This window comes from Ruegeria sp. EL01 (assembly GCF_900313035.1).
In the GTDB taxonomy this organism is placed as follows: Bacteria; Pseudomonadota; Alphaproteobacteria; order Rhodobacterales; family Rhodobacteraceae; genus Ruegeria.
This window is the reverse complement of record NZ_OMPS01000033.1, coordinates 42,289-67,901: the sequence shown is the minus strand read 5'-3', so window position 1 is coordinate 67,901 and position 25,613 is coordinate 42,289. Positions and strand designations below refer to the sequence as shown.

The 25,613-nt window shown below is 56.2% G+C and carries 22 protein-coding genes and 6 pseudogenes; 14 read left to right on the top strand and 14 right to left on the bottom strand.

All coding sequences use genetic code 11. The features are described from left to right. Positions 1-29 precede the first annotated feature (29 nt). Positions 30-353: a 2Fe-2S iron-sulfur cluster-binding protein gene (locus D9K61_RS12840; RefSeq protein ID WP_120633625.1), complete on the bottom strand. Its 324-nt coding sequence runs from the start codon at positions 351-353 to the stop codon at positions 30-32. Positions 354-818: 465 nt separating this feature from the next. On the opposite strand from D9K61_RS12840, the gene D9K61_RS12835 reads away from it, so the two are divergent. Beyond that, positions 819-1,361 (top strand): Lrp/AsnC family transcriptional regulator, encoded by a 543-nt coding sequence (locus D9K61_RS12835; RefSeq protein ID WP_254055765.1) that lies wholly within the window; start codon positions 819-821, stop codon positions 1,359-1,361. 61 nt (positions 1,362-1,422) lie between these two features. Here the strand turns inward: D9K61_RS12835 and D9K61_RS12830 are convergent, their stop codons facing one another. The 3 genes from D9K61_RS12830 to D9K61_RS12820 all read right to left on the bottom strand — a co-directional run bounded on the left by D9K61_RS12830 (position 1,423) and on the right by D9K61_RS12820 (position 4,339). Beyond that, positions 1,423-2,226 (bottom strand): ABC transporter ATP-binding protein, encoded by an 804-nt coding sequence (locus D9K61_RS12830; RefSeq protein WP_120633624.1) that lies wholly within the window; start codon positions 2,224-2,226, stop codon positions 1,423-1,425. Between the two features lie 86 nt (positions 2,227-2,312). Next, positions 2,313-3,359 (bottom strand): ABC transporter substrate-binding protein, encoded by a 1,047-nt coding sequence (locus tag D9K61_RS12825; protein WP_216825798.1) that lies wholly within the window; start codon positions 3,357-3,359, stop codon positions 2,313-2,315. 98 nt (positions 3,360-3,457) lie between these two features. Next, complete coding sequence (locus D9K61_RS12820; protein WP_254055764.1) at positions 3,458-4,339, bottom strand: ABC transporter permease; 882 nt, start codon at positions 4,337-4,339, stop codon at positions 3,458-3,460. Positions 4,340-4,637: 298 nt separating this feature from the next. Between D9K61_RS12820 and D9K61_RS12815 the strand changes: the two genes are divergently transcribed. Further along, entirely contained in the window at positions 4,638-5,024 is a 387-nt protein-coding gene (locus D9K61_RS12815) for a hypothetical protein (RefSeq protein ID WP_120633621.1), read from the top strand. Between the two features lie 82 nt (positions 5,025-5,106). Continuing rightward, a pseudogene (locus D9K61_RS12810) lies at positions 5,107-6,168 on the top strand (IS630 family transposase). Between the two features lie 2 nt (positions 6,169-6,170). Here D9K61_RS12810 and D9K61_RS12805 read toward each other — a convergent pair. Then, positions 6,171-6,809, bottom strand: a pseudogene (locus D9K61_RS12805) (DDE-type integrase/transposase/recombinase); the annotation flags it as partial. Positions 6,810-6,846: 37 nt separating this feature from the next. Further along, a pseudogene (locus D9K61_RS12800) lies at positions 6,847-7,119 on the bottom strand (IS3 family transposase); the annotation flags it as partial. Positions 7,120-7,162: 43 nt separating this feature from the next. Between D9K61_RS12800 and D9K61_RS12795 the strand changes: the two are divergent. Next, a pseudogene (locus D9K61_RS12795) lies at positions 7,163-8,571 on the top strand (IS30 family transposase). A gap of 7 nt (positions 8,572-8,578) precedes the next feature. Here D9K61_RS12795 and D9K61_RS12790 read toward each other — a convergent pair. The 4 genes and pseudogenes from D9K61_RS12790 to D9K61_RS27850 form a co-directional block, all read right to left on the bottom strand. After that, positions 8,579-9,201 (bottom strand): annotated as a pseudogene (locus D9K61_RS12790) (IS3 family transposase); the annotation flags it as partial. Continuing rightward, complete coding sequence (locus D9K61_RS27540) at positions 9,202-9,798, bottom strand: transposase (protein WP_254055763.1); 597 nt, start codon at positions 9,796-9,798, stop codon at positions 9,202-9,204. A gap of 5 nt (positions 9,799-9,803) precedes the next feature. After that, a complete protein-coding gene (locus D9K61_RS27535) occupies positions 9,804-10,553 on the bottom strand; it encodes an IS110 family transposase (protein WP_254055762.1) in 750 nt (249 codons plus the stop codon). A gap of 93 nt (positions 10,554-10,646) precedes the next feature. Further along, positions 10,647-10,961: a transposase gene (locus D9K61_RS27850; RefSeq protein WP_371688473.1), complete on the bottom strand. Its 315-nt coding sequence runs from the start codon at positions 10,959-10,961 to the stop codon at positions 10,647-10,649. 462 nt (positions 10,962-11,423) lie between these two features. Between D9K61_RS27850 and D9K61_RS12775 the strand changes: the two genes are divergently transcribed. Next, positions 11,424-12,587, top strand: a complete 1,164-nt coding sequence (locus D9K61_RS12775) for an adenosylhomocysteinase (RefSeq protein WP_120633620.1) — start codon at positions 11,424-11,426, stop codon at positions 12,585-12,587. Between the two features lie 221 nt (positions 12,588-12,808). On the opposite strand, the gene D9K61_RS12770 is transcribed toward D9K61_RS12775, so the two are convergent. Then, positions 12,809-13,561 (bottom strand): heme-binding protein, encoded by a 753-nt coding sequence (locus tag D9K61_RS12770; RefSeq protein ID WP_120633619.1) that lies wholly within the window; start codon positions 13,559-13,561, stop codon positions 12,809-12,811. A gap of 94 nt (positions 13,562-13,655) precedes the next feature. On the opposite strand from D9K61_RS12770, the gene D9K61_RS12765 reads away from it, so the two are divergent. After that, positions 13,656-14,528 carry a LysR substrate-binding domain-containing protein gene (locus D9K61_RS12765; protein ID WP_120633618.1) on the top strand — a complete coding sequence of 291 codons (873 nt, stop codon included), beginning with the start codon at positions 13,656-13,658 and terminating at the stop codon, positions 14,526-14,528. 46 nt (positions 14,529-14,574) lie between these two features. On the opposite strand, the gene D9K61_RS12760 is transcribed toward D9K61_RS12765, so the two are convergent. Next, complete coding sequence (locus D9K61_RS12760; RefSeq protein WP_120633617.1) at positions 14,575-15,480, bottom strand: bestrophin family protein; 906 nt, start codon at positions 15,478-15,480, stop codon at positions 14,575-14,577. A gap of 219 nt (positions 15,481-15,699) precedes the next feature. Here D9K61_RS12760 and D9K61_RS12755 point away from each other — a divergent pair, with 219 nt between their 5' ends. Together D9K61_RS12755 and D9K61_RS26975 are read left to right on the top strand one after the other, a co-directional pair. Further along, positions 15,700-16,827: an S-(hydroxymethyl)glutathione dehydrogenase/class III alcohol dehydrogenase gene (locus D9K61_RS12755; protein ID WP_120633616.1), complete on the top strand. Its 1,128-nt coding sequence runs from the start codon at positions 15,700-15,702 to the stop codon at positions 16,825-16,827. A gap of 571 nt (positions 16,828-17,398) precedes the next feature. Further along, the gene (locus D9K61_RS26975) at positions 17,399-17,572 is read left to right on the top strand and encodes a hypothetical protein (protein ID WP_162946865.1); all 174 of its coding nucleotides are present in this window, start codon (positions 17,399-17,401) and stop codon (positions 17,570-17,572) included. A gap of 40 nt (positions 17,573-17,612) precedes the next feature. Here D9K61_RS26975 and D9K61_RS27845 read toward each other — a convergent pair. Both D9K61_RS27845 and D9K61_RS12730 read right to left on the bottom strand, forming a co-directional pair. Further along, positions 17,613-18,471 (bottom strand): annotated as a pseudogene (locus D9K61_RS27845) (IS630 family transposase); the annotation flags it as partial. Between the two features lie 344 nt (positions 18,472-18,815). Next, the gene (locus tag D9K61_RS12730; protein WP_254055761.1) at positions 18,816-19,478 is read right to left on the bottom strand and encodes a TetR/AcrR family transcriptional regulator; all 663 of its coding nucleotides are present in this window, start codon (positions 19,476-19,478) and stop codon (positions 18,816-18,818) included. Between the two features lie 257 nt (positions 19,479-19,735). On the opposite strand from D9K61_RS12730, the gene D9K61_RS12725 reads away from it, so the two are divergent. From D9K61_RS12725 to D9K61_RS26970, 6 genes are all read left to right on the top strand, one after another. After that, positions 19,736-20,842: a sugar ABC transporter substrate-binding protein gene (locus tag D9K61_RS12725; protein WP_120633612.1), complete on the top strand. Its 1,107-nt coding sequence runs from the start codon at positions 19,736-19,738 to the stop codon at positions 20,840-20,842. Between the two features lie 92 nt (positions 20,843-20,934). Next, on the top strand, positions 20,935-21,900 hold the full coding sequence (locus D9K61_RS12720) for an ABC transporter permease (protein ID WP_120633611.1): 966 nt from the start codon (positions 20,935-20,937) through the stop codon (positions 21,898-21,900). Between the two features lie 10 nt (positions 21,901-21,910). Beyond that, positions 21,911-23,419 (top strand): sugar ABC transporter ATP-binding protein, encoded by a 1,509-nt coding sequence (locus D9K61_RS12715; protein ID WP_120633610.1) that lies wholly within the window; start codon positions 21,911-21,913, stop codon positions 23,417-23,419. A gap of 10 nt (positions 23,420-23,429) precedes the next feature. Then, on the top strand, positions 23,430-24,371 hold the full coding sequence (locus tag D9K61_RS12710) for an ABC transporter permease (RefSeq protein ID WP_120633609.1): 942 nt from the start codon (positions 23,430-23,432) through the stop codon (positions 24,369-24,371). After that, complete coding sequence (locus tag D9K61_RS12705; RefSeq protein ID WP_254055760.1) at positions 24,368-25,405, top strand: zinc-binding dehydrogenase; 1,038 nt, start codon at positions 24,368-24,370, stop codon at positions 25,403-25,405. Before D9K61_RS12710 ends, D9K61_RS12705 begins: the two co-directional genes overlap by 4 nt. A gap of 21 nt (positions 25,406-25,426) precedes the next feature. Further along, complete coding sequence (locus D9K61_RS26970) at positions 25,427-25,570, top strand: hypothetical protein (protein ID WP_162946864.1); 144 nt, start codon at positions 25,427-25,429, stop codon at positions 25,568-25,570. Positions 25,571-25,613: the final 43 nt, after the last annotated feature.

The following is a 25,613-nucleotide window of genomic DNA, read 5'->3' as shown; positions in this document are numbered from 1 at the left end:
TGTAGGAGCAAGGTAAAGCGGCTCAGAGGTTAGATCTGACGTTCAGGCAAATGCACGATCAAACCCTCCAGTTCTTTGGTCACCTTGATTTGGCAAGTCAGACGCGAACGGATTGGATCGGGTTTCCATGCGAAATCAAGCATGTCCTCTTCCATCGCATCCTTGGCGGGCAGTTTGTCAACCCAGGCAGCATCAACATAGACATGGCAGGTCGAACAGGCGCATGCGCCACCGCAATCGGCCTCGATCCCGGAGAGATTATGATCTCTTGCGCCTTCCATGAGTGTCATGCCGTCAGCAACCTGCACATCGTGCTGGGTGCCGTCATGTTCGTAGTAAGTAATCCGGGCCATGAAAAATCACCTCTGAGTTTTGCGGAGATACATCCGCGGATTTGATGTGGCTTAGTCGTGCCCGTGAGGCGAAACCTATCCGGATCCGATGTGGAAAGGATCGTACGAATCAAACATTCAGGTTTAGGTGCACGCCCAATAAAGTGATGATACCGCAAAGAATTTCGACGCATTGGACGAAAGCGACAAACAAGCGTCGGTTTTGTTGCGCATTAAGTAGATGCGTTGATTTCATCGACACCTGACTAAGTCAGCCCCGCTGACGGTATTGAGTGGATTCAATTTTGGTGAAATCGGAAACATGCATGCAATCGCGATACTGTTTCCGCAAAAAACGGAGGCTTTGACGGTGAAATCTTGAAAAATAGGTTAAAACGAATTGCATCGCCCTTTGTACTCTAGATATGTTGTGAGAGGGAACCCTGTGACAGATTTGCGGGCCACTAAGCAAGGCAGAGTGCACTTATGGAATCCAGCACAAGACGCAACGGCCGGGAAAAACAAACCCACCAACGCGGGACACATTCGGTCGAAGAACGCCTGAACAGCGAAATCGTCAGGATGCTGGAAACGGATGGCCGCATGGCGTTCTCGGAAATTGCCCAACGTCTGAAGGTTTCGGAAGGGACCATTCGCAACCGCGTGAACGGTATGAAAGACAGCGGGATGTTGCGCATTGTCGCCATCGCGGACCCGCGTGCGTCGGAATACAAAGCTGATGCGATGGTTTGCGTCAAAGTAGCGCCGGGGGTGACGCCCAAAGAGGTGGCGGATCGGCTGAATTCGGTATCCAGCGTGGTCTACATCCTGTGGGTCACAGGCCGGTTCGATTTACTGATCGAGATCGTGTGCGATGAACCGGACAAGATGGCGACCTTTCTCGAAGATCACATCCACAGCTGCGAAGATATTGCAGATGCCGAGGTGATGCTGGGTCTGAAAAACTTTAAAAACCAATTCCTGCTCAAGCGGGACTGGGAACAATACAGCGACTCCGCTGACGACTGACACAGGTTTGGCATGACACGAGACGAGTCCACGTCTCACGGTTGAATATGGATGTCCGAGATCAGTCGTCTCCGTCCGATTTCCCTGCTTCCGCCCGCATCAAAGCGGTTATCTCACGCTCACATTCCAGATAACCGGGCAGGGCGATCAGGTCTTCCTTATTTTTGAGGTCTGCGCCTTTCTTGAATTCAAGATCCAGCACGGTTTTCAACCTGCCCGGATTGGCCGACAGGAATACGATCTTGTCTGCCAGAAAGATCGCTTCCTGAATATCATGTGTGACCAGAAGGATCGTTGTATGGGTGGTTTCCACGATCTCCAGCAGCATTTCCTGCATGTGCCACCGGGTTTCGGCGTCCAACGCGCCGAAAGGTTCATCCATCAACAGGATTTCCGGCTCATTTGCCAACGTGCGGGCAATGGCAACGCGCTGCTTCATCCCGCCGGACAGGGTGTTGGGATAGGCGTCGCGAAACCGGGTCAGGTGGACCAGATCAATGAACCGCTCGGCACGCTCAGTGCGTTCGGGTTTGGCTACGCCGTTCAGCTTCATGCCATATTCCACGTTTTCAAACACGGTCAGCCATGGAAATGAGGTGTAGCCCTGAAACACCATGCCGCGCTGCCGAGAGGGGCCGTGGATCAATGCCCCGTCCAGACTCACGGATCCGCTCGTTGGGTTTTCCAGACCGGCCACGATGTTCAACAGTGTGGATTTACCGCAGCCCGACGGGCCCAGCAGGATGCACAACTCGTTGCGCGCAACAGAAAAGGACACCTCACGCAAGGCTTCAACGGCCTTGGCCTTGCTACCAAAGACTTTAGAAACGTTATTGGCGGTCAGGATAGTGTCGTCCAGAGGCATATCGGTCCCAATGTCCTGTCAGGCGTGAATCATGCAGATGACGGACGAGGGGCAGTGACACCCCTCGCCCTTAGTTTTGGTGCTGATCAACCGCGATACCCTGCATCGTAAAGCTCTTTGTGAAGCGCGCATTCAATACCGGTTTCAGGGGCCTGAACCGATTTGATCAGGTTGAACTTGACCCACCATTCGCTGACCAGGTTCCAATGGTCGTTGATCTGACCATTGACCTGATCGAATGGCGGGTTGCCCGGGGCCGATCCGCAGAACTGCGCCGCTTCGATGAAGTCATAAACGTAAAGACCCCCATCCATGCGGCTGCCATCCTTGCCAAGCACCAGTTCCACATCCTCAACGCTCATCTTCATGCCGTCGGCGATGATCTGATTGCCTTCAGCCGGGTTTTCCTGCCACCAGGAAATCGCGTCATACATGGCCTGCAATGTCTTGCGCGCGGTATCACGGCGTTCGGTGACGAATTTCTCGGACATATAGTGGCCATCTGCAACCACGCCTTGTTTGAGCCAGATGGGTTCCTGTGAATGGGCCAGCACGGTCGCACCGTCCAGAGCTTTCAGCGTGTTGGAGCCATAGGGTTCCCAAAATTCCGATGCTGCAACCCCGCCCCCGATCATCGCTGCAAATGCATCATCGGCGATGATGTTGCGATATGTGACGGAATCGTACGCCACACCATTCTCCTCCAGCCACATGGCGACAAATATCTGTGACAACCCACCTTCCAGAACCGCGACCTCTTTGCCGATCAGATCCTGCGCACTGGTGATGCCCGGGGCCGCGACGATCTTGTCGGTACCGTTAGAGAGATTGCCAAAGGCCACCAGTTTAATCGGCAGGCCACTTTCGACGCCAACAGGGGTAAATTCGGCGGTTGAACTGACGACATCCATCTGATCAGCCGCGACCAGGTTGAAACTTTCGTACGGGTCTTCAATTGTCTGATACTGAAGGTCCAGATCCGGGGCGAGGCCTTTTTCAATCGCAATGTGCCAAAAGCCGTATCCGGGCCAGGTGAAGCCTGAAATCCTGACCTCCTCTGCGGCATGTGCGACCATCGGGGCACCGGCAAGCAGCGCGGCTGTGCCCATTGAGCGCAGACTGTTCCAATTCATGAATCTCTCCTTCTCCTGTTGGAAAGGCGCGCTGATTTTTCTTGCATCATGCCGATGTCGACAACTGCGAAAGCGCCCGTTGGTTGGTAAATTTCAGGTCAGTGCCGGCCCTCCAGATAAGGGAATGCAAAGCGATGCACCTGCCGCAGCAGGAAATCGAACAAAAGGCCCAGAACCCCGATAACCAGAATTCCTGCCATGATTTCATCGACGTGCAGGAACCGCTTGGCGCGCATCATCACTGCCCCGATCCCGGCGTCCGCCGCAGTGATTTCGGCGATCACCAGATAGGTCCAGCTTACCGCCAGCATCTGGCGCATCGCGACTGTGATATTGGGCATTGATGCAGGCACCACAACGGTACGCAATACCTGCCAGCGGTTCCCGCCCAATGTGACCGATGTGCAGATCAGATCGGCGGGCACGGATTTGACGTGATCCACGATCAGCGTGATCAAGAACCAGATCACCCCGATGAACAACAATGACAGTTTTTGCATGTCTCCTGCGCCAAACCACATCAGAAGAAGAGGGATGAAGGAAGGTGCCGGCAGGTAACGCCAGGCCGAGACAAACGGGCTGAAGAACGCATCGACCGTCCGGAATGTCCCCATCAAAATGCCCAGCGGGATTGCGACAGCGCAAGCCAGTGCGAAACTCAGCATAACCCTCCCGACACTGATCAAGACGTCGTTCAGAAAGCCGTTATCGGCGAACATCGTGTAAAGTGCGCTAAGCACCTTGGTCGGGCCGGGTAGCAGTATTTCGTTGGCCCATTGCTGCCAGACCGCAAATTCCCAAACGCCGAAGAATAGTACCCAGACAGAGATACCAAGGATGATGCTCCAACTGGCGGGGATATCTTTCTTGAACTCAAAAAACCGCTGCCGCGGCGCATTGCGGAAAGGCTTGGCCGTGGAAGATGTGGCTGCACCAGACATGTTGTCCGGAGTGCTGGACTGGCCAATTGTTCCGGTCACTAAACCCCTCCTTGCTGGCATCCCGTGCACCAATTCACCAGGCAAACAGATCAAAGACAGGGATAGATCAGTTAACCAAATACAAAGTCATGCTATGCCGGATCAGTAATATTGCAACAATATTCTTGTTAAAATCGTATTGTATCCTGCGAAATCAGAAAATATCACTTGATTATTACGTAACAAAAGGCTGAATCAGTAGTGTTGCAAACCTGTCCAGTTTAAGTGTTTGCTGGTGTTTCGCATCGGGTCACGGGAATTCCATCGACAAGCTGAACGCTGTAAAGGAAGCGGGAAAATGACGCAAAGAGAATGGCTTGATACCTATCTGGAAGGCTGGCGTACCGGAAATCCGGCACAAAGCCTTGCCGCGACCACTGCTGATTTCTTTTATGACGATCCTGACACGGGGCGAATCAAGCGATCAGACTTTGTTCAGTTTTTCGAAGATTTCATGGCAGCGGGCGCTGAAATGGCTGGTGGCAGAGTGCCCAGCCCCTTTTTGACCTATAGTGATGTGACCATTGTCGAGGGCTCTCCCGGTATCGCCTGGTGTTGGTGGCAGGTCACTGGCACCGAGTTTCGCGGCACAGCTTGCATTTGTTTTGACGACACTGGCGTTCTTAGTGAACGTATCGCCTATTTTACTAACGCGCCCAACGAGACTGCTCTGCCAAGGCTCTGAAGGTGTTGTCTAATCGCGCAACCTAGTCATCCGGAACTGTAATTCGTATCATTGTCTGAATTGAGGTTCAGGAGGTGATGCGATGGTTGGAAGGGTGGCGGATGCGGTGGTGCTGAGCGATGAAGAGCGCCGCTTTCTCGAAGGTCAGGTTCGGTGTCACAAGACGTAACGGTCTTTGTCGGATGATCCTGTTGTGCGCCGACGGGCTGCCAGCAAGGAAGTGGCTACACAGCTTGGCGTGCACGAGCACACGGTGGGCAAATGGCGCAGGCGTTTTGCACAGGATCGGATCGAAGGCCTCACCGACGAATACCGCTCCGGTCGCCCGCGCACGGTGTCGGATGAACAGGTGGCCGAGGTGATCGAGCGCACGCTGAACACTATGCCAAAGGACGCGACCCACTGGTCGATCCGCTCAATGGCTGCCGCGACGGGGCTGTCTCACACAACAATTCGGCGGATTTGGAACGCATTCGGGCTACAGCCACACCGCAGCGAGACCTTCAATCTCTCAACGGATCCGCTGTTCGTGGACAAGGTGCAGGATATTGTCGGGTTGTACCTGTCGCCGCCGAACCGGGCTATCGTGTTGTGCATAGACGAGAAATCCCAGATTCAAGCGCTGGATCGCGAACAGCCGCTCCTGCCCATGGCACCCGGCGTGGCTGAGCGGCGAACTTACACCTACATCCGCCACGGCACCACATCGCTTTTCGCCGCGCTGGATATCGCCACCGGTGCCGTCTTCGACAAGTGCTACAAACGCCACCGCGCGACCGAGTTTCTGGACTTTCTCAAAAAGATTGACCGGCACGTGTCCGCAGGCCCCGACGTGCATATCGTCATGGACAATTATGCCACCCACAAAACGCTGAGGGTCAAAGCTTGGTTGGCGCGCCGCCCGCATTGGCACGTCCACTTCACGCCCAGGTCAGCGTCATGGATCAACCAAGTGGAACGCTGGTTCGCCGAATTGACCCGCAAGCAGGTACAGCGTGGCGTGCACCGATCAACCGTAGAGTTGGAGGCCGACATTGTGGCATTCATCGAGGCCCACAACGAGAACCCAACGCCGTACAAGTGGGTCAAATACGCAGACGAATTCCTCGCTTCCGTCAAACGGTTCTGCCAGCGTACTCAGTAATCCTAGGTGTTCAGTCTCGGCATCTGGTGGATGGGATTGAGGAGGAATCGTTCTGGCTCTGACGTCCAGATTTTGCAGCTGTATTCGAATGGTGTGAGACCAAAGAGCATCTTGAGGCGGCGAGCGTAGTTGTAGGCATCGAGGAAGTCTCCCAGATACGCGCGAAGATGGTCGTGACTTTCGTGGTGATAACGTTTGCCGGTCGTGTCCTTGATCGTTCGGTTCAACCGTTTAACCTGACCATTGGTCCAAGGATGGTTCGGCTTGGTCAGCCGATGTTCAATGCCGTTAGCCTTACAAATCATGTCGAAACGCATCGGCCGAGAATAGATTGTGTTTCGGCTTCGTGGCTGGTCAGAGAACTGGATGCCGTTATCCGTGAGGATCGTGGGGATGCGGTAAGGAACGACTTCGAGAAGAAACTCGAGGAACTCCCAGGCTGTTTTTCGGTTCGCCTTCTCAACCAATTGCACCACGGCGAACTTGCTGGTTCGATCGATGGCGACAAAAAGATGAAGCTTGCCTTCCTCGGTTCTGACCTCAGCAATATCGATATGGAAGAAGCCAATTGGGTAGCGTTTGAACCGCCGCCGCCTCGGCTTGTCACCGCCCAATTCGGGCAGTCGCGAGATACCATGCTGGACTTGCTGCGCAAAAGTACCGGTCTCTCAACTCATGTTATGCGGCCATTCGTTCGAATGCCAAAGGGCTTTTCCAACCAAGGGATGAATGCTGCCTGCGTGGATTGTAGAACCCATTGATGTATTGGATTATTGCTCCTTCTGCTTGCCTGCGGGTTTCCCATTTTTGACGCCAGATCAGTTCAGCTTTCAGAGATTTGAAGAAATTTTCGACAATGGAATTGTCATAACAATTGCCTTTGCCGCTCATTGAGACCAGAAAGCCATGCTGCTTTAGGCGTTTCTGATAGTCGCCTGAACAGTATTGGGCGGATTCAACCGGTCGTCGCAACACCCCTTTGATGGAGGTGTAGATGACAAAAGCAGGCAGACGAAAGTCCGAACGTTCGACTCGGGACAAATTAAGCTCTCCAGGAAGGCCGCCAGTCTGGCAACGTGAGAATCTATGCCGGTTCTGGCGGGCCGTTGCAGAGGGGCTATCCAGTGAGGATGCCGCCGTTGTAGCCGGTGTCTCTGCTCCTGTCGGAACCCGATGGTTTCGGAGTTCTGGCGGAATGCCTCCCACTCATCTTGCGCCATCGGCGCCCTTACCGAAGAACCGCAGCCTTTCCTTCGCAGAACGTGAGGAAATAGCTTTGGAGTGCGCGAGGGGCACAGGTGTCCGTGCCATCGCCCGGAAGCTGAGGAGATCGCCCAGCACGATCTCCCGAGAGATCAGGCGCAACTCGGCAACCCGTGGCGGAGACTTCGACTACCGTGCGATCAACGCACAATGGCATGCTGATCGTGCGGCTAAGCGGCCGAAAGCCAGCAAGCTCGCGCTCAATCCCGCCCTGCGCGACTACGTTCAGGATCGGCTGTCCGGCCTCATCGCCACATCGGATGGCATCGCCTTCGATGGGCCTGTTGTGGTATGGAAAGGGCGGCGGGCCGTTCACCGGCAAAGCCGTCGCTGGTCGTCTGCCTAGAGCCCGGAACAGATTGCGCAGCGCCTGAAGGTGGACTTCCCCGAGGATCTGACGATGCGCATCAGTCACGAAGCCATTTACCTGGCTCTCTACATCCAAGGACGCGGCGCGCTGAAGCGAGAGCTCTCCGCGTGTCTGCGGTCCGGCCGCGCTCTCAGATTACCGCGCGAACGCGCACGCAATCGCGGCAAGTCTTTCCTCACCGATGCGTTGATGATCAGCGATCGCCCGGCAGAGATCAGCGACAGGGCGGTTCCAGGTCATTGGGAGGGGGACCTCATTCTCGGACTGGGTAGTTCGGCGATCGGCACGCTGGTTGAACGCACAATCCGCTTCACCATGCTCCTGCACCTGCCGCGCATGAAAGGGCACGGGACAGGCAAACCAGTCAAGAATGGACCAGCCTTCGCCGGTCACGGCGCCGAAGCGGTCCGCGATGCCATCGCATAGACGATTAGTACCCTGCCTGCCCACCTGCGTCGCTCGCTGACCTGGGACCAAGGCGCCGAGATGGCCCAACACGCGCAGCGCGGATCGATACCGGGTTCGAGATCTACTTCTGCGACCCTCAAAGCCCATGGCAACGTGGCAGCAATGAGAACACCAACGGTCTGCTCCGCCAATATTTCCCCAAGGGGACAGACCTCAGCAAACACGGCGTCAACGAGCTAAACGCTGTTGCCCATGCTTTGAATACGCGACCACGTAAAACTCTAGGGTGGAAAACACCGGCGGAAGCTATCGACCAGCTGATTAAACAGGATATGATCGAAGCTGTTGCGACGACCGGTTGAATCCGCCTTGGGGCCCTCGATCTGTGTGGTGGCCGCAGCTCTTTGGAGGTCGGTGCAGGGCCACAGCCATATCCAGCGCACGGATCGCCAGATCGCGTTTCATCCGGTTGCTGACGGCGCAGCCAATGACACGGCGGGAATACAGGTCGAGTATGACCGCGAGATACAGCCAACCTTCCCCTGTCCAGATGTAGGAGATATCACCAGCCCACTTCTGGTTCGGGGCATCCGCCGAGAAATCCTGATCCAGCAGATTAGGCGCGATATTGAAGGCGTGATTGCTGTCCGTCGTGACTTTAGGTTTACGAGTTCGGACAACCTTGATCCCGTACTCACGCATCAAACGGCCGACTCGGCGATGCCCGACTGGCTGGCCCAGGTCCCTCAACTCTTCCGTCATGCGAGGGCGCCCATAACTTTGCAGGCTGAGCCGATGCTGCTCACGGATATGAGCCAAAAAACCATATCGTCCCGTTGGGTTTGGCTGATCGGCCGTGTTCGCTAAGCACGGAAGCCACGAGAAGAAACGCGCAAAACGTGGCACAGAAACTCTACGGACCAGATCTTCTTCCAGGTATCGATAAAGGCGAACCTCACGCCTTTTAGCCTGCGAAGAAGATCGTCGCCTTTCTAAGAAACAGCCGCTGGTTCAGGAATGGGTGCCAATGCAAAACCGAAGGTCTTGGCGCGGCGCTGAAGGTTTGAGAGCATGCGTTGCCGGTGTTGCTCGTCGTAAGCTGCTGCGCCTTGATCTTGATAGGTCATGCCATGCTGCACAGTATTGTAGAACAGGACTGCGACCTTGCGAGCGGTCGCGGTCACAGCCTTTTGTTTTCCGATGCGGGCCGAGAGCCGCCGGTAGAACGCGCCCAATGCCGTGTCGCTTCGGCCAATCGTGACGGCAGCCAGACGTAGAAGTGCCGCGGCACGGCTCGAGGATCGGCGTGTCCGAGAGAACAAAAGCTTGCCGCCAGATATCTTGTTGCCTGGTGCCAGACAGAGCCACGAAGTGAAGTGCTCTGCGCTCTTCCATGCACGCAGGTCTGTACCACATTCGGAGATGAGCTTGAGAGCCAAAGATGGCCCGAGGCCATGGATTTGCGTCAGGTCAATGCCCAACACCCCGTAAAGCGCGGCTCTCACATCGAAAGATGGCGCATTATGCTGCTTGCCCTTGATCCGCGCTTTGGGCAGCGGCGCCAGATCGTTGTCGGCTCGGACCGTCAACGACTTCACCGCAGCTTCCGGTCGCACGTCTCGATCTGCGCTTTGTAGAAGTCGTATATCTCCAGCGACTGTGTCAGCGCAAAAACATGTTCGTCCCGGTCGTTCCCTATGAGGGCCGCCTTGATCGTTTCGATGGAGGATTTGCATCTCACGTCGCGATATCCGGCCAACACTTCGGGGTCCCGTTCACCCGCTACGATGGCGCGGATGATCTTCATCCCCGTCGCGCCTGTGATATCGGAGACAACGTGATGTAGCTGCAGGTTCATCTCCATCAGAGCCTTCTGCATGTGCTGAATGTGAGCCGCAGCGTACTTAGTCAACCACTCACGCTGGCGCATGTAGGCGCGCAGAGTGGCAATCTCGGCCTCAGGCCGGAAACTGCCGCGCAAGAGCCCATAAGAATGCAATTGCCGTAGCCAACTCGCATCGCTGACATCGGTTTTGCGACCAGGAACAATCTTGGCGTATCGGGCGTTCACGAGGATCACATCGAAGCCGTGAGCCTCCAAAATCTCGAAGGCAGGAATCCAATACACGCCCGTCGATTCCATCGCCACAGTGGTGACACCACAAGATTGGAACCAGTCGGCCAGATCATGCAGGTCTTGCGTGAAAGTCCCGAAAGCCCGCACGGAATTGGCATGAACATCAGGGTTCACAGCCGCCATATGCATCGTCGAGCCGATATCAATCGCTGCTGCATTCGGTTTGACCATCTTCAGGTCCGGGTGGTCGCCGGTTTTATGCTTCATCATGGCAAATCCTCCGTTCAAGGTGAAGGGCGTGGGCCATGCAAGTTCGTCATCTTCCTAACCGGGATCACCGCAATGGCAGCGTCACCACTCTCAAGTGCGCATCAGCCCATGTGCCACGTTTTTTAACGGGGTCCAGCCCACCAATAAGCCATCGGCAACTGCCCTTCCGGCGAAGTATAGCACAAGCTGTTTTTGCCGCGCACAGGCGGGCTGTCGCCCGGAACGGTTTTTTAGTACCTCCCTCTCCTCGCGCAGAAGCCGGTTCTCTTTGCGCAGGCGCGCGTTTTCTTTCTCCACGTCTTCATGCGGGCCAGACATCAAATCATCATTTTGGTGCTGTTGAACCCACTTGCCCAGGGTTGAAACGCTAACGCCCAAATCTGACGCAATCTGAGGTCGCGTCAGCCCACTGGTCGTCGCTATATCTCGGTGCCATGATTAGTCTCCTTCATTGCGAATATCGCTCGAAAGAGACCGGAACTAAATCGGGACAGGTCCAGTGCTTATCAGGCCCCGGTCGCGCCGGGCTTCTCGATTCAGATGAAATCAGAGACACTCCGCGAATTCAGGTGTGAGTGCCATCTTGTGGTTGAGTGAAATGGAAGTCCGGGTCAGAAATGCACCAGGTTATTGATCACAACGTCGGTTCGGAACCCACGTTAGATCGAGAGGTTTGAATGGTTTGTGATTCACAGAAGTCAGTCGTTGGTGATAAATGCGGCGACATGGCGTTTTTCCACTTCTGTAAGTTCACATACTACTACTGGAAATTCCGCTACGAGGCTCTTGCCACGTGGACGCCAATTTCAAAGTAAACTATATGCACAATTTCACGCCGATTGAGGCGTTCAACACGGGGGTGCTTAGATGGAGAAATTGAAAGGAACCAGGATCGAATGGGTCACAGAAAGCTGCGCTCTGCTTTCGCAGATCAGTGACGAGTTCAGGCAAACGCGCCCGTTCGAAGGTCTCACAATCGGTACGGGCATTCACTTGGAACCGAAGACGGTCGCCCTGATCATGACGCTTCGTGCAGGAGGTGCGAACGTTGTGGCTTCTGGCAACCTGAGCAGCACACAACCCGACAGTGTTGAGTTTTTGCGCTCCAGAGGTGTCATCGTTCACGCAGAACAGACGACAGATTCAGCACGCCACACGGCGCTGCTTAAAAAAGTTTTGGACCAGCAGCCGCAACTCCTTCTCGATAATGGAGGCGACCTTTTTTCGCTTTATCTTGAAAGCCCATACCCCGGTTTGTTGGGAGGAACTGAGGAAACGACTTCGGGCCGGATGCTCCTAGAGCCGTTGCGTGAAAAGCTAGATATGCCGATCCTTGTGATCAACGATAGCCCGATAAAGCAGTTTGGTGAAAACCGCCATGCCGTCGGGCAAAGCATGTTCGAGACCTATATGCGTCTCACGAACCGCTCTACCAACGGCAAACGAGTAACGGTCTTTGGCTATGGCCCCTGCGGCAAAGGCGTGGCCAACTGCTTCCGCAACGCATTCTCAGTAGTGACGGTCTGCGAAACTGATCCGGTTTTGCGACTTGAGGCACATCTGGATGGGTTTTTGACACCGTCACGGGAGGAAGCACTGGCATCTGCCGACGTGATCGTGACAGAGACAGGCGCAATCGGTGTGGTGACTGAGAGAGACTTGCTGCTTCTCAAGGATGGTGCGATCCTGCTCAATGGCGGGCATTTCCCGACTGAGATTGATTTCAAGGGGATCACGCGATCCTCGGAAGTCATCGCAAGATGTGACTTTGAGAATGGCGCATTGACATCTTTGAAGCTGAACAGCAGAAAGAGTCTTACCATTGCCACGGCAGGCCATATGGCCAATCTCGCAGGACCACGCCCTTTGGGAAATTCGATTGAATCCATGGATTTCGGCTTCGCGCTGCAAGCCAAATGTTTGGAACGGGTGGCTTCTGGCAGCGCGACACGCCAAGACTGCGTTGTGCCGGTGCCACGTGATATCGATAAATGGGTGGCTGGTTCGTATTTGGCTTCGAGAACAGAGTAGCGGCGTATGGTGGCTTCGTTCGCATCTTTTGATGCCGGTCAGAATGCTTCGCGTATGGCGGTGGATGTTCCGCTGATGTTGCTAAGGTGTAAATCTGTTCTTCAAGCCCCGGACTATCGCAACCACCAGTAGGACAACGCGATTTGGTTGGATATCGAAGGTAAGGTCGCACAATAATTGCGCGACCTCTGGTGTTTCTTAGTGGTTCTGGTGCCAGTGAACTACTGACCCGCACCAATCGCGGTGGCAATTGTATTCTCAGTGCCGCCGCAGGTAGGGTGTCCAAAGCCAGATACACTTGCACCGTCTGTGATGTCATACACAATGCCGTCGTCACCTTTGGCACTAACACCACCGGGTACTGTCGCCAGATTCAAGGCATCGCGTGTACGCCATGCAATGTTGTGATCCGCACAGGAGGTGTCGCCGCTCACGCCAATCGCACCAATCAGCGCGCCTTGCGCATCATAAAGCGCCAGACCGCCACCAAAGACGTTTACACCACCGGGTTGTTGTCCGACCAGGGGATCATGTTCAGTGCCATAGGCCATCGCATCGCCATACGCGGCCTGTGGGTTGACCGGGTTGGAGAATTGCAGGCCGAACAGGCTGCCGCCCGGCTGTGTTGCCGAATACAGGTTGGCAGTGGAGAGTGCCAGACCAGGCAGGCTGAAGGCGTTGGCCGTGTTGGCCTTTTGCGCAGAAATCACCCGACTGCCCGGCCATTGATCACCGCGGTCTTCGCCTGTCATGGCAACGGCGCAAACAACACCATCGCGATCAACAACAGTGGCCCACATGTTCAGCTCAAGCCCGCCATTGGTGGTTTCCGATGTCGTCGCAGTGCTGGCTTGCAGCGCTGCTGTCAGAGTTGCATGATCCGTCAGTGCATCACATCCCGATGCAGCGGCTTGCGTGGCCATCAGGCCAAGGCCCAGGATTGCCGAAGTGGTTTTCAATTTCAGAAGTGTCATTTCCGTTTCCTTTCAGCGATGAAAACGATCTAGACCTTTCCACGGTTGGTGATAATAATGGAAAGATGACAATTACTTTTACAAATTTGCAACAATGAACTGGCGCGGTGTCGATGAGGCTGTGGCTGTGGCCGAAACAGGCAGCTTCACGGTCGCTGCTGACATGCTGAACACGACAGTGGCCAGCGTCAGCCGGCGAATTTCCGAGCTCGAAGACAGGCTTGGCGTAAAACTGTTCACCAGAACAACCCGGCAGGTTTCTCTAAACCCGGACGGAGAGACTTATCTGGCGCACTGCCGGGACGCACTGAGAATGCTGCACGCGGCAGAGGATGAACTGACAGACCGACAGGCGGGCCTGACGGGTCAAATTCGAATGACTGCAGCGGTCGAGTTTGGCGAACGCGTGATCGCCCCCGCAATTGCAACCTTTCAACTACTTCACCCTGAGGTATCCATCGACCTCGATCTATCGAACGACAGGTTTGATCTGATCGGAGGAAAATACAATTTGGCGGTGCGTCTGGGCGAATTTCCCGATTCATCTCTGATCGCCCGAAAAATTGGCGAGCGTCGTTTGCTGGCCTGTGCGTCACCGGACTATCTGGAGCGTTACGGACAACCCGATGTTCCGGCTGACCTGCGAAACCACAATTGCCTTCGCGGCTCGGCCCGCCAATGGCGGTTCCGGCACAACGGCACGCCAAAACATCAGCATATCAGCGGAAAATCACGCTGCAACAGCGGCGTTGCGATCACCAGTATGGTCTTGAGGGGGTTGGGTATCGCGCAACTGCCCGACTACTATGTAGAACAGTACCTTGCGGATGGAAAGCTGGTGCCGGTCCTGCCGTCGTTTGAACCAGAACCAGAAGGGATCTGGATTGTGCGGCCTGACAATCGCTTTGTCCCAAGACGGGTTAGGGAACTCATCAAGGTACTAACTCAAGAAATGCAGACCTCTTAGCCGAACATGAAGACACGCCATCATGTCGTCACATGATTAAACAAAATCAGCTCAGCACGTGATCAGTCGCTGTGAACGCGGCGGGAGGCGTGCGATTCAGCGCTTCTGATACCGAAATTTCAATCGTCCGACACATAGCGTCCAGCGGCAAACCGTTCTGCACGTTGCGAAACGGGTGTTCCAACTCGTTGGTGACGGCCTGAAGACCAAAGAACACATAAGCCACCACTGCGGCAAATATAGGCGTGAACCATCCTGTTGCTTCGATCAGCGCGAAGAGCAGAAGCCAGCAGTAAAGATACGTCGTCCTGCGCACCAGCAGGGAATAGACAAACGGCAGCGGCGTCGTGAAAGTGCGTTCACACCCTGCTTGTGCCAACGCCAATGAAGACAGTGTTTGCGAGATTGTCATCTGGCCAAACCCGTTGATCACGCCCTCTTCAATCAGCTTGCCAATTTTGTCGGCAATCGAACGCAAGGCCGCATCCGCCGGGTTGGTGTGCGCGATCATTGCCTGGGCTTTTCCTTCACCCACCCAGCCAACAATATCCGCCTTCACTTCCACGCCCCGCAAGAACCCCCGATGCAAATGGGCGAATGCGACTGCATAGGAAAGTATCTGTTCGCGGTCCTCACCCTTGCCGACAAAGACACACATGTGCCGTCCCAGATTGCGCATATCGGCAATCATTGCACCCCAAAGCTTGCGCGCCTCCCACCAGCGATCATACGCGGCGTTATTACGGAACCCGAGGAACAGGGAAAGCGCGACGCCAAAGATACCCATCGCAGCGATCGAGATATGCGGCAAGGTGACAACATACCGGTCCAGCAACAAAACGGTCACCGTCAAAAGTGCGACACCGATGATTCTGCCAATGATCTTTGGCACCACAGATCCTTGCATCACAAAGAACAGCTTGAGGGCAGATGGCGCTTCGCGAACAATCATTTTGATCTCCCTTGCTGTAAGGAGGTTGTGTTTTCCATCCGGTTCGGGTCTTTCACGGGCAGAGCGTTTAACACCATATGACGAGGTTTACGCGTCAGTGGAAGTGGCCTGTTATTGCAAGTTTGTAATAGTGATTTTCTAAAATCTCCAATTGCCCCGCTTTGCGGAAAGGTGCAATCATCACTTAAAATTCCGTTTCCTTGACTAAGTGGTCCCCAAATGACTGAGACAATCAAATCCAAAGCAGCCGTAGCCTGGGCTGTGAACCAGCCTCTATCCATCGAAGAAATTGATGTGATGCCACCCCGGGCGGGCGAAGTCCGTGTGCGCATCGTTGCGTCCGGCGTTTGCCATACCGACGCTTTCACCCTCTCGGGCGATGACCCGGAAGGCCTGTTTCCCGTTGTGCTGGGTCACGAAGGTGGCGGTATCGTCGAATCCATCGGCGAAGGTGTGACCAGCGTTGCTGTTGGGGATCACGTAATCCCGCTCTACACGCCTGAATGCGGCGAGTGCAAATTCTGCAAATCCGGTAAGACCAACCTTTGTCAGAAGATCCGTGAAACCCAGGGCAAGGGCCTGATGCCTGACGGCACCAGCCGCTTTTACAAAGATGGCAAGCCGATCCTGCACTACATGGGCTGCTCGACCTTCTCGGAATACACTGTGCTTCCAGAAATCTCGCTGGCGAAAGTGAACCCCGAGGCCCCTCTGGAAGAGGTCTGCCTGCTGGGTTGCGGCGTCACCACCGGCATGGGTGCGGTGATGAACACCGCCAAAGTCGAGGAAGGTGCGACCGTAGCGATCTTCGGCATGGGCGGTATCGGCCTGTCGGCGGTGATCGGTGCGGCCATGGCCAAGGCCAGCCGGATTATTGTGATCGACATCAACGAAAGCAAATTCGATCTGGCCCGCAAACTGGGCGCGACTGACTTTATCAACCCCAAGGACCATGACAAGCCGATTCAGGACGTGATTGTCGAGATGACAGACGGCGGCGTTGACTACTCATTCGAGTGTATCGGCAACGTCAATGTCATGCGCTCGGCGCTGGAATGCTGCCACAAGGGCTGGGGCGAATCCGTGGTCATCGGCGTTGCCGGGGCCGGTCAGGAAATCTCGACCCGCCCGTTCCAGCTTGTCACCGGACGCGTCTGGCGTGGCTCGGCCTTCGGCGGCGTCAAGGGCCGCTCCGAGCTGCCCGACTACGTAGAGCGTTACATGCAGGGCGAATTCAAGCTGAACGACTTCATCACTCACACCATGGGCCTTGAGGATATCAACGAAGCGTTTGAACTTATGCACGAAGGCAAGAGTATTCGAAGCGTCATTCACTTTGACAAGTAAACCAGCAGATCGGTTACTCCAACTGTGGAGTTAACACAGATCATTTCACTTTTCTGAGCGCAAGATCAATCAGATAGTGCTGTTCACGAATCGGTTCCTTGCCAGAGTCATAATTTGTTCGACCTCGTCCCAGAAAGGTGTTTTCTCGCTGAGTTCACGGCACTTCTGGGAGGGTGACTTGCCACGCAGGGATGAGTGCGGTCGGTGTCAGTTGTACAATTGAACGCCAGAACACCCACGTTACTGACCGGCGCGAGGTTCTTTATCGATGGTGTCCCTGGTTTGGCCGGTCGGTTTGTATCCATGAGGCGATTGATAAATCCGGCGAAGTCGTGTTTCGGTGCAATCTCACCGGCCGCCGGTCGAACCTGCTTCTGGAAGTGCCAATATGCATGTTCGACCGTGCTGCGTGTACTCCCTGCCGTCGGGTCGATGCGGCGCATGTTGGCCTGGTCGATCTGAAGGCTCTTGCGGGACTTGTTCGCGATATCGACTGTGGGTCGTTCAATAAATCCGACTCCGCATCCCGCGTTGACGCAGCATTAGCCTCTGAACACGAGGGATTCGGAGGTTGGCCTATGCCGCGCAAAATGACGACGACGCAAAACCCGCTTTGGTAGAGCCCCCCGATGACACGCGGCAAACGCTGACACGGTTGATGACACGCCTGATGGTGGAACATGCAGGCGCGGTAGATGGGGGGATGATTATGAAGCATGAAAAGATTAAAGCTTCCGACCTTTAACCTGAAACATATCCGGCAGCCCTGAGTACTTCCAGCACTCTTATGGAGAGTAGAGGTTGCGGATCATTGCGATTGCCTCAAATATTTCGGTGAAGGTGCGCGCGTCGACCCGCCTGAGGTGGGCCTTGAGCTTGGAAAAGGCTATTTCGATGGGATTGGGGTCCAGGCGCTATAGGGCGGCAGGAAGAGGAACCAACACTCTGCGTCCCGCATCGCCATGGCCGCAGCGGCTCTTGTGCGTGGCAAGGTTGTCCAGGATGACAACAGTGCCCGGTTCGAGCTCTGGTATCAGCACTTGCTCGACGTAGGCTTCAAAGGTTTCGCCATCCAATGCGCCCTTGATGACCCAAGGTGCAATCAGCGCGTCGGCGCTGAGGCCTGCGATGAAAGTCTGTGTGCCCCATGACCCAAAGGGCGCATCCATGACCAGCCGCTCACCTCTCTGTGACCAGCCACGCTAGCGGGTCAGATTGGTTTTGACAGAGGTTTCGTCAATAAAGACAACGTGTTCCGGTCGGGCCGACACGGCTGGCAGGCGGTGTTTGAACCAATGGTCGCGCTGCTTTCTTACCCTTGCGCGGAGTCGCTCGGTCGCGACCAATGTTTTTTTTGTACGTGAAGTCCAGATTGCGCAGGAACCGGCCAATCGGATCCGGGTGCGCCTGAACGCCGGTCGCATTCGCCAGCGCACCGGCCAGTTCGGGCATAGTCATGTCGCCGTCCTGGTCAATCAGTTCGATCAGAAACGTGCGATGCGGATCGAGCTTGCCTTTGCCTCTGGGACGGCCCTGAAGTGCTGCATGTACCTGACCAGTCCGCCGGTTCGATAATGACCATCCGGCGCCTGTTGCCGGTGAAAGCTTCAGGCACAACGCCGCCGCCCGCCCGCTTAACCCTTCTTAAATCAACTTCTAAAACCGCGCCCGCAGCGCATCCGGCACAGGTGCCGACATGATCCATTCTCCCAAATAGAATGAAGCATAGATCAGTTCCCAGGGAAATCCAAACGATTCAGGTTTTCGGTCGGGCGCTTTAGAAGTGGGGACATCCCGCACCTGTAAAAGCTGGACCTGCCTACCTCGAACTGCCAACGCGCTTTGCGGGCATTGCCGATCTTCTTGGCATGTTGGAGCGCTCTAAGTTTGCATTGAATGTCGCGTTCTTCGTTCGTCATGAGGACTTCCTCCATCTCTAATCTGGACATTTACAGGAAGTGTCCCGAGAGTCCGTACATATCTACACTTCAAGATGGTTCAGTCGATGGCTTCTCGGCCTGAACAATCCTTAGAATACTATCAACGTTGAAATTCAGGCGCTCATCCAGCGCCTGCTCATCCATCATGTCGCGCTGAAACAGGATTGTACCGGTAAACCGGTTTGTCAGGTAGTAGTATCCGATTGCCGCGATTGTGATGTTGAGTTGGGTGGCGTCCACACCGGCGCGGAACTCCCCGGTTCCCTCGCCCCGTTTCAGAATGCCCTCAACCATATCGACAAGACCGCGCGTTGAATCCTGAATGCTGGTCGACGTCTTTATATGGCGCGCCCGATGCAGGTTCTCGCTGTTGACGAGTGTGATGAACTCGGGATTCTGAAGGTAGTATTTCCAGGTGAACCGTACCAGTGTTTCAAGGGCATCGGACGGCGACAGGCTTTCCAGATTCAGCTTTCGCTCGGCCTGTCGGATATCCAGATATGCTTCTTCCAGAACCGTGCGGAACAAATCCTCTTTGCTGCCAAAGTAGTGATATAGCATACGTTTATTGGCATTCGCCCGTTCGGCGATTTCATCGACCCGGGCCCCGCCCAGGCCGTGTTTCGCAAATTCCTTTTTGGCTGCGCTCAGAATACGGGCCTTGGTTGCCTGGGCATCGCGCTTTTTGCTTTTCTTTATTGTTTCCACCACTGCCCTATCTCTCAAGCTTATTATTTGCCGAATATCCGGTCGCGGATCATCCCCAATACACCGCAGCTGAACCTAGTTTACAGGGGGTTGATGAATCCCTGTAAACTCATTCTTAACGCTTGACACGTGCTTTCGTAAAGAAGTAACCAGTTAGTGCATTAAGTTCGCATCGCCAGCCGTATGCGGGACTTGCGCCGGGGAGAAGCGGCACGCGGGTGCCTTTGATTCCGGACACGGATCAAAAAAGGGAGGACACTATGTCATTTATCAAGAAGTATATCGAGCAGGAGACGATCACGCGTCGGAACTTCCTGCTTGCCTCGGCCTATGGCGTCGGCGGCGCTGCGGTCTCAAGCATGCTGGGCGGCGTGGCACGCGCGGCGATCACGGACCCGACCGTTGCGTGGTCTTACCGCAACCGGACCAACCCGTACTGGAACGAGATCGTGTCGGGCGGCGAGGCGTTTGTCGAAAGCCTGGGCAAGCCCAAGGATTTCCTGACCCACCTGATCAACGAAGGCTCGTCCGAGAAATCGCTGGCGGACGTCAAGGCGCTGCTGTCAAAAACGAATGGTGAACTGGCGCTGGCCATCGACACCAACGACGCGCCCAACGCCCGTCCGGTGGTGGAAAGCTGTGTCGAGGCGGGTGCTTATGTCTCGACCCTGTGGAACAAGACCGATGACCTGCATCCGTGGGATTTCGGCGACAACTATGTCAGCCACATGAGCTGGTCCGATGAAGGCCCGGCCGAACAGGCCGCACGTATCCTGCTGGATGCCATGGGCGGCAGCGGCGGCGTTGTGCATCTGGGCGGTATCGCGTCGAACAACCCGGCCATCGAGCGTCTGGCGGGTCTGAAGACCGCGCTGAACGACTACCCGAATGCGGAACTGCTGGCGGCTGAACCTGCCGACTGGGACACGCAGAAGGCCAATCAGGTCATGAGCGCCTTCCTGACCCGCTATGGTGACGATATCAAAGGTGTTCACTGCGCCAACGACACCATCGCCTATGGCGTGCTGGAAGCGCTGCGGGCCGAAGGTATCGAGGGCATGCCCATCGTATCCTATGACGGCAACCCGCAGGCGGTTGAACTGGTCGGCGAGGGCAAGATTCTGGCCACCGTCTTCACCAACCCGCACTGGGGTGGCGGTATCACCGCGGCGCTGGCCTATTACGCGGCCACCGGTCACTTCAAACCGTCCGAAGAACCCAATGAGCACCGCGAATTCTACGGCCCGACCATCATGGTCCGCCCCGAAGACGCACTGGCCTTCAAGGCCGAGTATCTGGACAATGCCCCGACCTATGACTGGAAAGACTTCTGGTCCACGTCCAACGGCCAGATCCAGTACAAATAAACCCCAGGCGGGCCGGTGACTGCACCGGCCCGCCCGACTGACCCGCCGCCGCGCCGGTCGACTCTGCCATATCACTCAGTTGGAGAACGCACGTGGGTAATGTGCTTACACGGGATGTTCTGATCAAATGGGCGCCCCTGATCGTCCTTTTCGTTCTTGTCCTGTTTTTTGCCGCTATGGAACCGCGCTTTTTCTCGCTGCGCAATTTTGCCCGGATCGGGATTTCGTCCGCGCCCGCGCTGATGGTTGCCATCGGGGTTACGTTCATCATCATCATGGGGTCTATCGACCTGTCGATGGAGGGTACCGTTTCGGTCTGTGCCGTGGTCTTCGCCTTTGCCTTCATCGGGCTGGGGGGCGCGCTGGCCTCATGGGGATGGCTGGCCATGCCTCTGGCCTTGCTGGTCGGTGCGGTGATCGGGCTGGTGAACGGGCTTGTGCATGTCCTGCTGAAAATTCCATCCTTCATGGCCTCGCTGGCGATGGGGTTTGTGGGCACCGGTTTTGCCCTGTTGCTGACCGGAGGCGACCGTATCCGGGTCGAGGATGATCTGTTCCGGTCCCTGCTGACCGAACGCTGGTTCGGCTTTCCGATCATGTGCTATGTCGCGCTTGGCTTTCTGCTGATTGCATGGTTCATCCAGTCGCGCACCAGGTTGGGGCGGAACTTCTATGCCGTGGGCGGGGGCGAGGAACTGGCCCATGCTTCGGGCCTGAACGTCAATCGCGTGCGGATCATGGGCTTTGCACTGGCGGGTGTTTTCTATGCGGTCGGTGCGCTCTTGGCCGTCGGGCGGATCGGGATTGCCGAGACGGCCACGGGTTCGAACTTCATGTTCGTCTCGATCACATCGGTTGTGGTGGGCGGCACCGCGCTGTGGGGCGGCATTGGCGGTGTTTGGAACACGTTGATCGGTGTTCTGATCGTCAACGTTATCAACAACGGTATGGTTGTGATCGGGCTGCCCGGCTACGTACAGGACGGGGTTCTGGGCGTTCTGGTCATCGCCGCGGTGGTCCTGTCGACCGACCGCAAATCCGTAACCTTCGTGAAATAGGGGCGGGCTGATGTATCAACTGATCAATGTCGACAAGAAATTCCCCGGCGTCCACGCGTTGAAATCCGTGGACTTCAAGATCGGACGGGGAGAGATCGTGGGCCTGGTCGGCGAAAACGGAGCCGGCAAATCCACCCTGATGAAGGTGATCTATGGCGCCTATCAGCCCGACGGCGGTGATATCACCATCGACGGCACCAAGGTACGCTTTCAGAACCCGCGACAGGCGATGGATCACGGCATCGGCATGGTGTTTCAGGAACAATCCCTGATCACCAATTTGACCGTCATGGAGAACATCTTTCTGGGGTTCGAGCAGCAATTCGTCAGCTATGGTGTGATCAACTGGAAAGCCATGGCCGAGGCCGCGCGCAAGCAGTTGACCAAGGTCAAACTGGAAATCGATCCGGCCACGATCACCTCGAAACTCTCCTTCGCGCAGCGGCAACTGGTGGAACTGGCCAAGGTGCTGACGCTTGAAGAGCGCATTGATGGTGATCTGGTCATTCTGCTGGACGAGCCGACCTCGGTTCTGGCCAAGGAAGAGGTCGAACTGCTGTTCAGCCTTGTGCGGGAACTGACCAAACGCGCTTCGTTCATCTTTGTCAGCCACCGCATGGATGAGGTTCTGGACCTGTCCGACCGCATCTATGTGATGAAGGATGGCGAGGTCGTGGATGTTGTTACCCATGACGACGCCAATGTGGACGCGATTCAGCATAAGATGGTGGGTCGCGACGTCGACAAGGAATATTACCGCGAGCAGAAGCAAAAGCCGTATCAGGCCGAGGCACAGCCGCTGGTGGCGTTTGACGCCGTCTCGGTCAATGGCAAGTATTCGGACATTTCGTTTGACCTGCATCCGGGTGAGGTTCTGTGTCTCGTCGGCACCGAGGGGTCCGGGCGCGAAGCGATCCTACGCACGATTTTCGGGCTTGAAACGCCGTCTGCGGGCCGCGTCGCGCTGAAGGGCGAGACCATCAACAGGTTTACCGCTCAATCCGGTGTGTCACGTGGCGTCGGTTACATCCCGCGCGAACGCAAGGTCGAAGGCATCGTGGCCGGGATGAACGTTTATGAGAACATGACGCTCAGCCAGATGGGCAACTATGCGAACTCCGGCGTGTTGCGAATTGGTGAGGAAAAGGCGCTGGCAAAGCAGTGGGTCGACCGGCTGGCGATCAAGACGCCCGATGTCTACAAGGATTGCGGCGGGCTGTCGGGCGGCAACCAGCAAAAAGTGGTGCTGGCCAAATGGCGCTCGGCCGGGTCGGATATCATCCTTCTGGACCATCCCACACGCGGTCTGGATATCGGTGCCAAGGAAGATGTCTATGACATGGTGCGCGAGATGTCGGATGACGGCGTTGGCATCATTCTGATTGCCGACACACTGGAAGAGGCCATCGGCCTCAGCCATACGATCATCGTTCTGAAAGACGGTGTCGCGCAGAAACGTTTCAATTGCAGCCCGGGGGACAAGCCGTCGCTTTACGACCTTGTCCACCACATGATCTGAGGCCGACCATATGAGTTTTGAACGTATCAAACCGCATCTGCCCTGGATCACCCTGCTGGCGCTTGTGCTTGTTGTCGGCATCGCAGATTCGAACTTTCTGCGGCCCGCGAACCTGATCTCGATGGCGGCGGATATCGTGCCGCTGTTCATCATGGCGCTAGGTATGACCTTCGCGATCTATATCGGTGGCATCGACCTGTCGGCGCAGTCGATTGCCAACATGACCACAGTGATCGCCACAATCGCATTGCCCACCTTTGGTATCGGGGCGGCAGTGCTGTGTATCCTGTCGGGCGTGGTTCTTGGCAGCATCTCGGGGTTTGTGACAACCCGGCTGTTCGTGCCGTCCTTTATCTCGACACTGGCGGTCGGGGGCATAGCGTTTTCGGCTGCACAATACATGTCGGGCCAGCGCGCTTTGTTCATGGATGCCACGCTGCGCGATTCGACCTTTGGCTGGATGACGGGCTCGGTCGCGGGCATCCCGAGCGAGTTGTTCATCGCCGCCGCGCTGGTTCTGGGCGCATGGTTCCTGCAATCGCGCACGACCTTCGGACGCGCGCTCAAGGCCGTGGGCGCGGGTGAACCCGCTGCGGTGGCCTCGGGTCTGAACGTCAACCGCATCAAGATCATGGCCTTCGCCCTGTCCGGCGGGTTGGCGGCGATTGCGGGCCTTCTGTTTGCGGTCAAGCTTTCGGGTGGTTCTCCGACATTGGCGAACGGGTTCCTTCTGCCTGCCATCGTTGCGGTACTGGTCGGGGGAACACCGCTGACCGGCGGGGTTGGCGGGGTGATCAACACCCTGATCGGAACGCTGATTGTCGCCGTGATCCGTTCGTCGATGCTGTATTTCGAGGTGGACGCAACACGGCAACAGATGGTGTTCGGCCTGATCCTGATCGTGGCCATCGCGCTGACGATTGACCGGTCCAAGCTACGGGTGGTCAAGTGACCGCCACCATGAAAGCCGCCGTTCTGGTCCGGCCGGGCCAGTTCGAGGTGCAACAGGTTCCGCGCCCCGAACCCGGGCGGGGCGAAGTACTGGTCCGCATTTCGCGGGTCGGGATTTGTGGCACCGACATGCATATCTTCAACGGCCACTACGCGGCGGACAGCCTGCCGATGATCCCAGGTCATGAATTCACCGGCACGATTGCCGAGCTGGGCCAAGATGTCCAGGGGCTGACCCCGGGCAGCCCGGTTGTGGTCGATATGAATATCGGCTGCGGTACATGCTACTGGTGCCGCCGCAACGAGGTTCTCAACTGTCCCGACATGCAGCAGATGGGCATCACCATGGATGGGGCCTTTGCGGAATATATCGCGGTGCCCGCGCGGCTGGTCATTCCCGCGCCTGACACTGTCCCGACCGAGGTTCTGGCCCTGACTGAACCGCTGGCTTGTGTCGTGCGGTGCGCGCGCAAGGCCAATATCACCTTCGGGCAATCCGTCGTTGTTCTGGGTGCAGGACCGATCGGCAACCTGCATGTGCAATTGTTGCGCACCATTGGCGCGGCCCCGATCATCGTCGCGGACCTGTCCGAAGATCGCGTGAATATGGCGCTTGAGGCCGGGGCCGATGTCGGCGTCACCGACCCTGCGGAACTGGAGGACGTCGTGATGCGCCATACCGACGGGCGCGGCGCGGATGTAGTGATCGAAAGCGTCGGCCTGCCCGCCCTCTACCGGCAGGCCACGCGCCTGATCCGCAAGGGCGGCCATATCGCGGCGTTCGGCCTTACTGGCGCGGATGAGATGTTGCCCGTTGATATCCTGCAAACCATCCTTCAGGAGAACTCGATCAAAGGGTCGGTTGCGGGGATGGGGCAGGACATGCACGATGCGCTGACCATGCTGACCCATGGCCGGATCAGGACCGAACGCTTTACAGCTGCCACATATCCGCTGGATCAGATACAGGACGCTTTTGACAGCTTTGCCGACCGGCCCCGGGATCTGAAGACACAGATCGCTCTAACGCACTAGCCAAAGAGGGAGGAAAGACACGTGACTGTTGAAGTTGACACATCCAGACCCGAAGGCATGATCCCCGACAGCCGGGCTCCGCTGCTGACCCCGGACAAAGACCCCGCCACGGGCGACGATCTGCACCAATGGCACGATGCGCCGACATCGATGGATGGGCATTGAAATGTTTTTCGCGACGGGCTGGACACCTTGTTCGGAACCGCGT

What these genes read in the sequence shown, in the direction of transcription:
- D9K61_RS12840 (WP_120633625.1), bottom strand. Translation starts at nt 353, where the DNA reads ATGGCCCGGATTACTTACTACGAACATGACGGCACCCAGCACGATGTG.
- D9K61_RS12835 (WP_254055765.1), top strand. Translation starts at nt 819, where the DNA reads ATGGAATCCAGCACAAGACGCAACGGCCGGGAAAAACAAACCCACCAA.
- D9K61_RS12830 (WP_120633624.1), bottom strand. Translation starts at nt 2,226, where the DNA reads ATGCCTCTGGACGACACTATCCTGACCGCCAATAACGTTTCTAAAGTC.
- D9K61_RS12825 (WP_216825798.1), bottom strand. Translation starts at nt 3,359, where the DNA reads ATGAATTGGAACAGTCTGCGCTCAATGGGCACAGCCGCGCTGCTTGCC.
- D9K61_RS12815 (WP_120633621.1), top strand. Translation starts at nt 4,638, where the DNA reads ATGACGCAAAGAGAATGGCTTGATACCTATCTGGAAGGCTGGCGTACC.
- D9K61_RS27535 (WP_254055762.1), bottom strand. Translation starts at nt 10,553, where the DNA reads ATGAAGCATAAAACCGGCGACCACCCGGACCTGAAGATGGTCAAACCG.
- D9K61_RS12775 (WP_120633620.1), top strand. Translation starts at nt 11,424, where the DNA reads ATGGAGAAATTGAAAGGAACCAGGATCGAATGGGTCACAGAAAGCTGC.
- D9K61_RS12770 (WP_120633619.1), bottom strand. Translation starts at nt 13,561, where the DNA reads ATGACACTTCTGAAATTGAAAACCACTTCGGCAATCCTGGGCCTTGGC.
- D9K61_RS12765 (WP_120633618.1), top strand. Translation starts at nt 13,656, where the DNA reads ATGAACTGGCGCGGTGTCGATGAGGCTGTGGCTGTGGCCGAAACAGGC.
- D9K61_RS12760 (WP_120633617.1), bottom strand. Translation starts at nt 15,480, where the DNA reads ATGATTGTTCGCGAAGCGCCATCTGCCCTCAAGCTGTTCTTTGTGATG.
- D9K61_RS12755 (WP_120633616.1), top strand. Translation starts at nt 15,700, where the DNA reads ATGACTGAGACAATCAAATCCAAAGCAGCCGTAGCCTGGGCTGTGAAC.
- D9K61_RS12725 (WP_120633612.1), top strand. Translation starts at nt 19,736, where the DNA reads ATGTCATTTATCAAGAAGTATATCGAGCAGGAGACGATCACGCGTCGG.
- D9K61_RS12715 (WP_120633610.1), top strand. Translation starts at nt 21,911, where the DNA reads ATGTATCAACTGATCAATGTCGACAAGAAATTCCCCGGCGTCCACGCG.
- D9K61_RS12710 (WP_120633609.1), top strand. Translation starts at nt 23,430, where the DNA reads ATGAGTTTTGAACGTATCAAACCGCATCTGCCCTGGATCACCCTGCTG.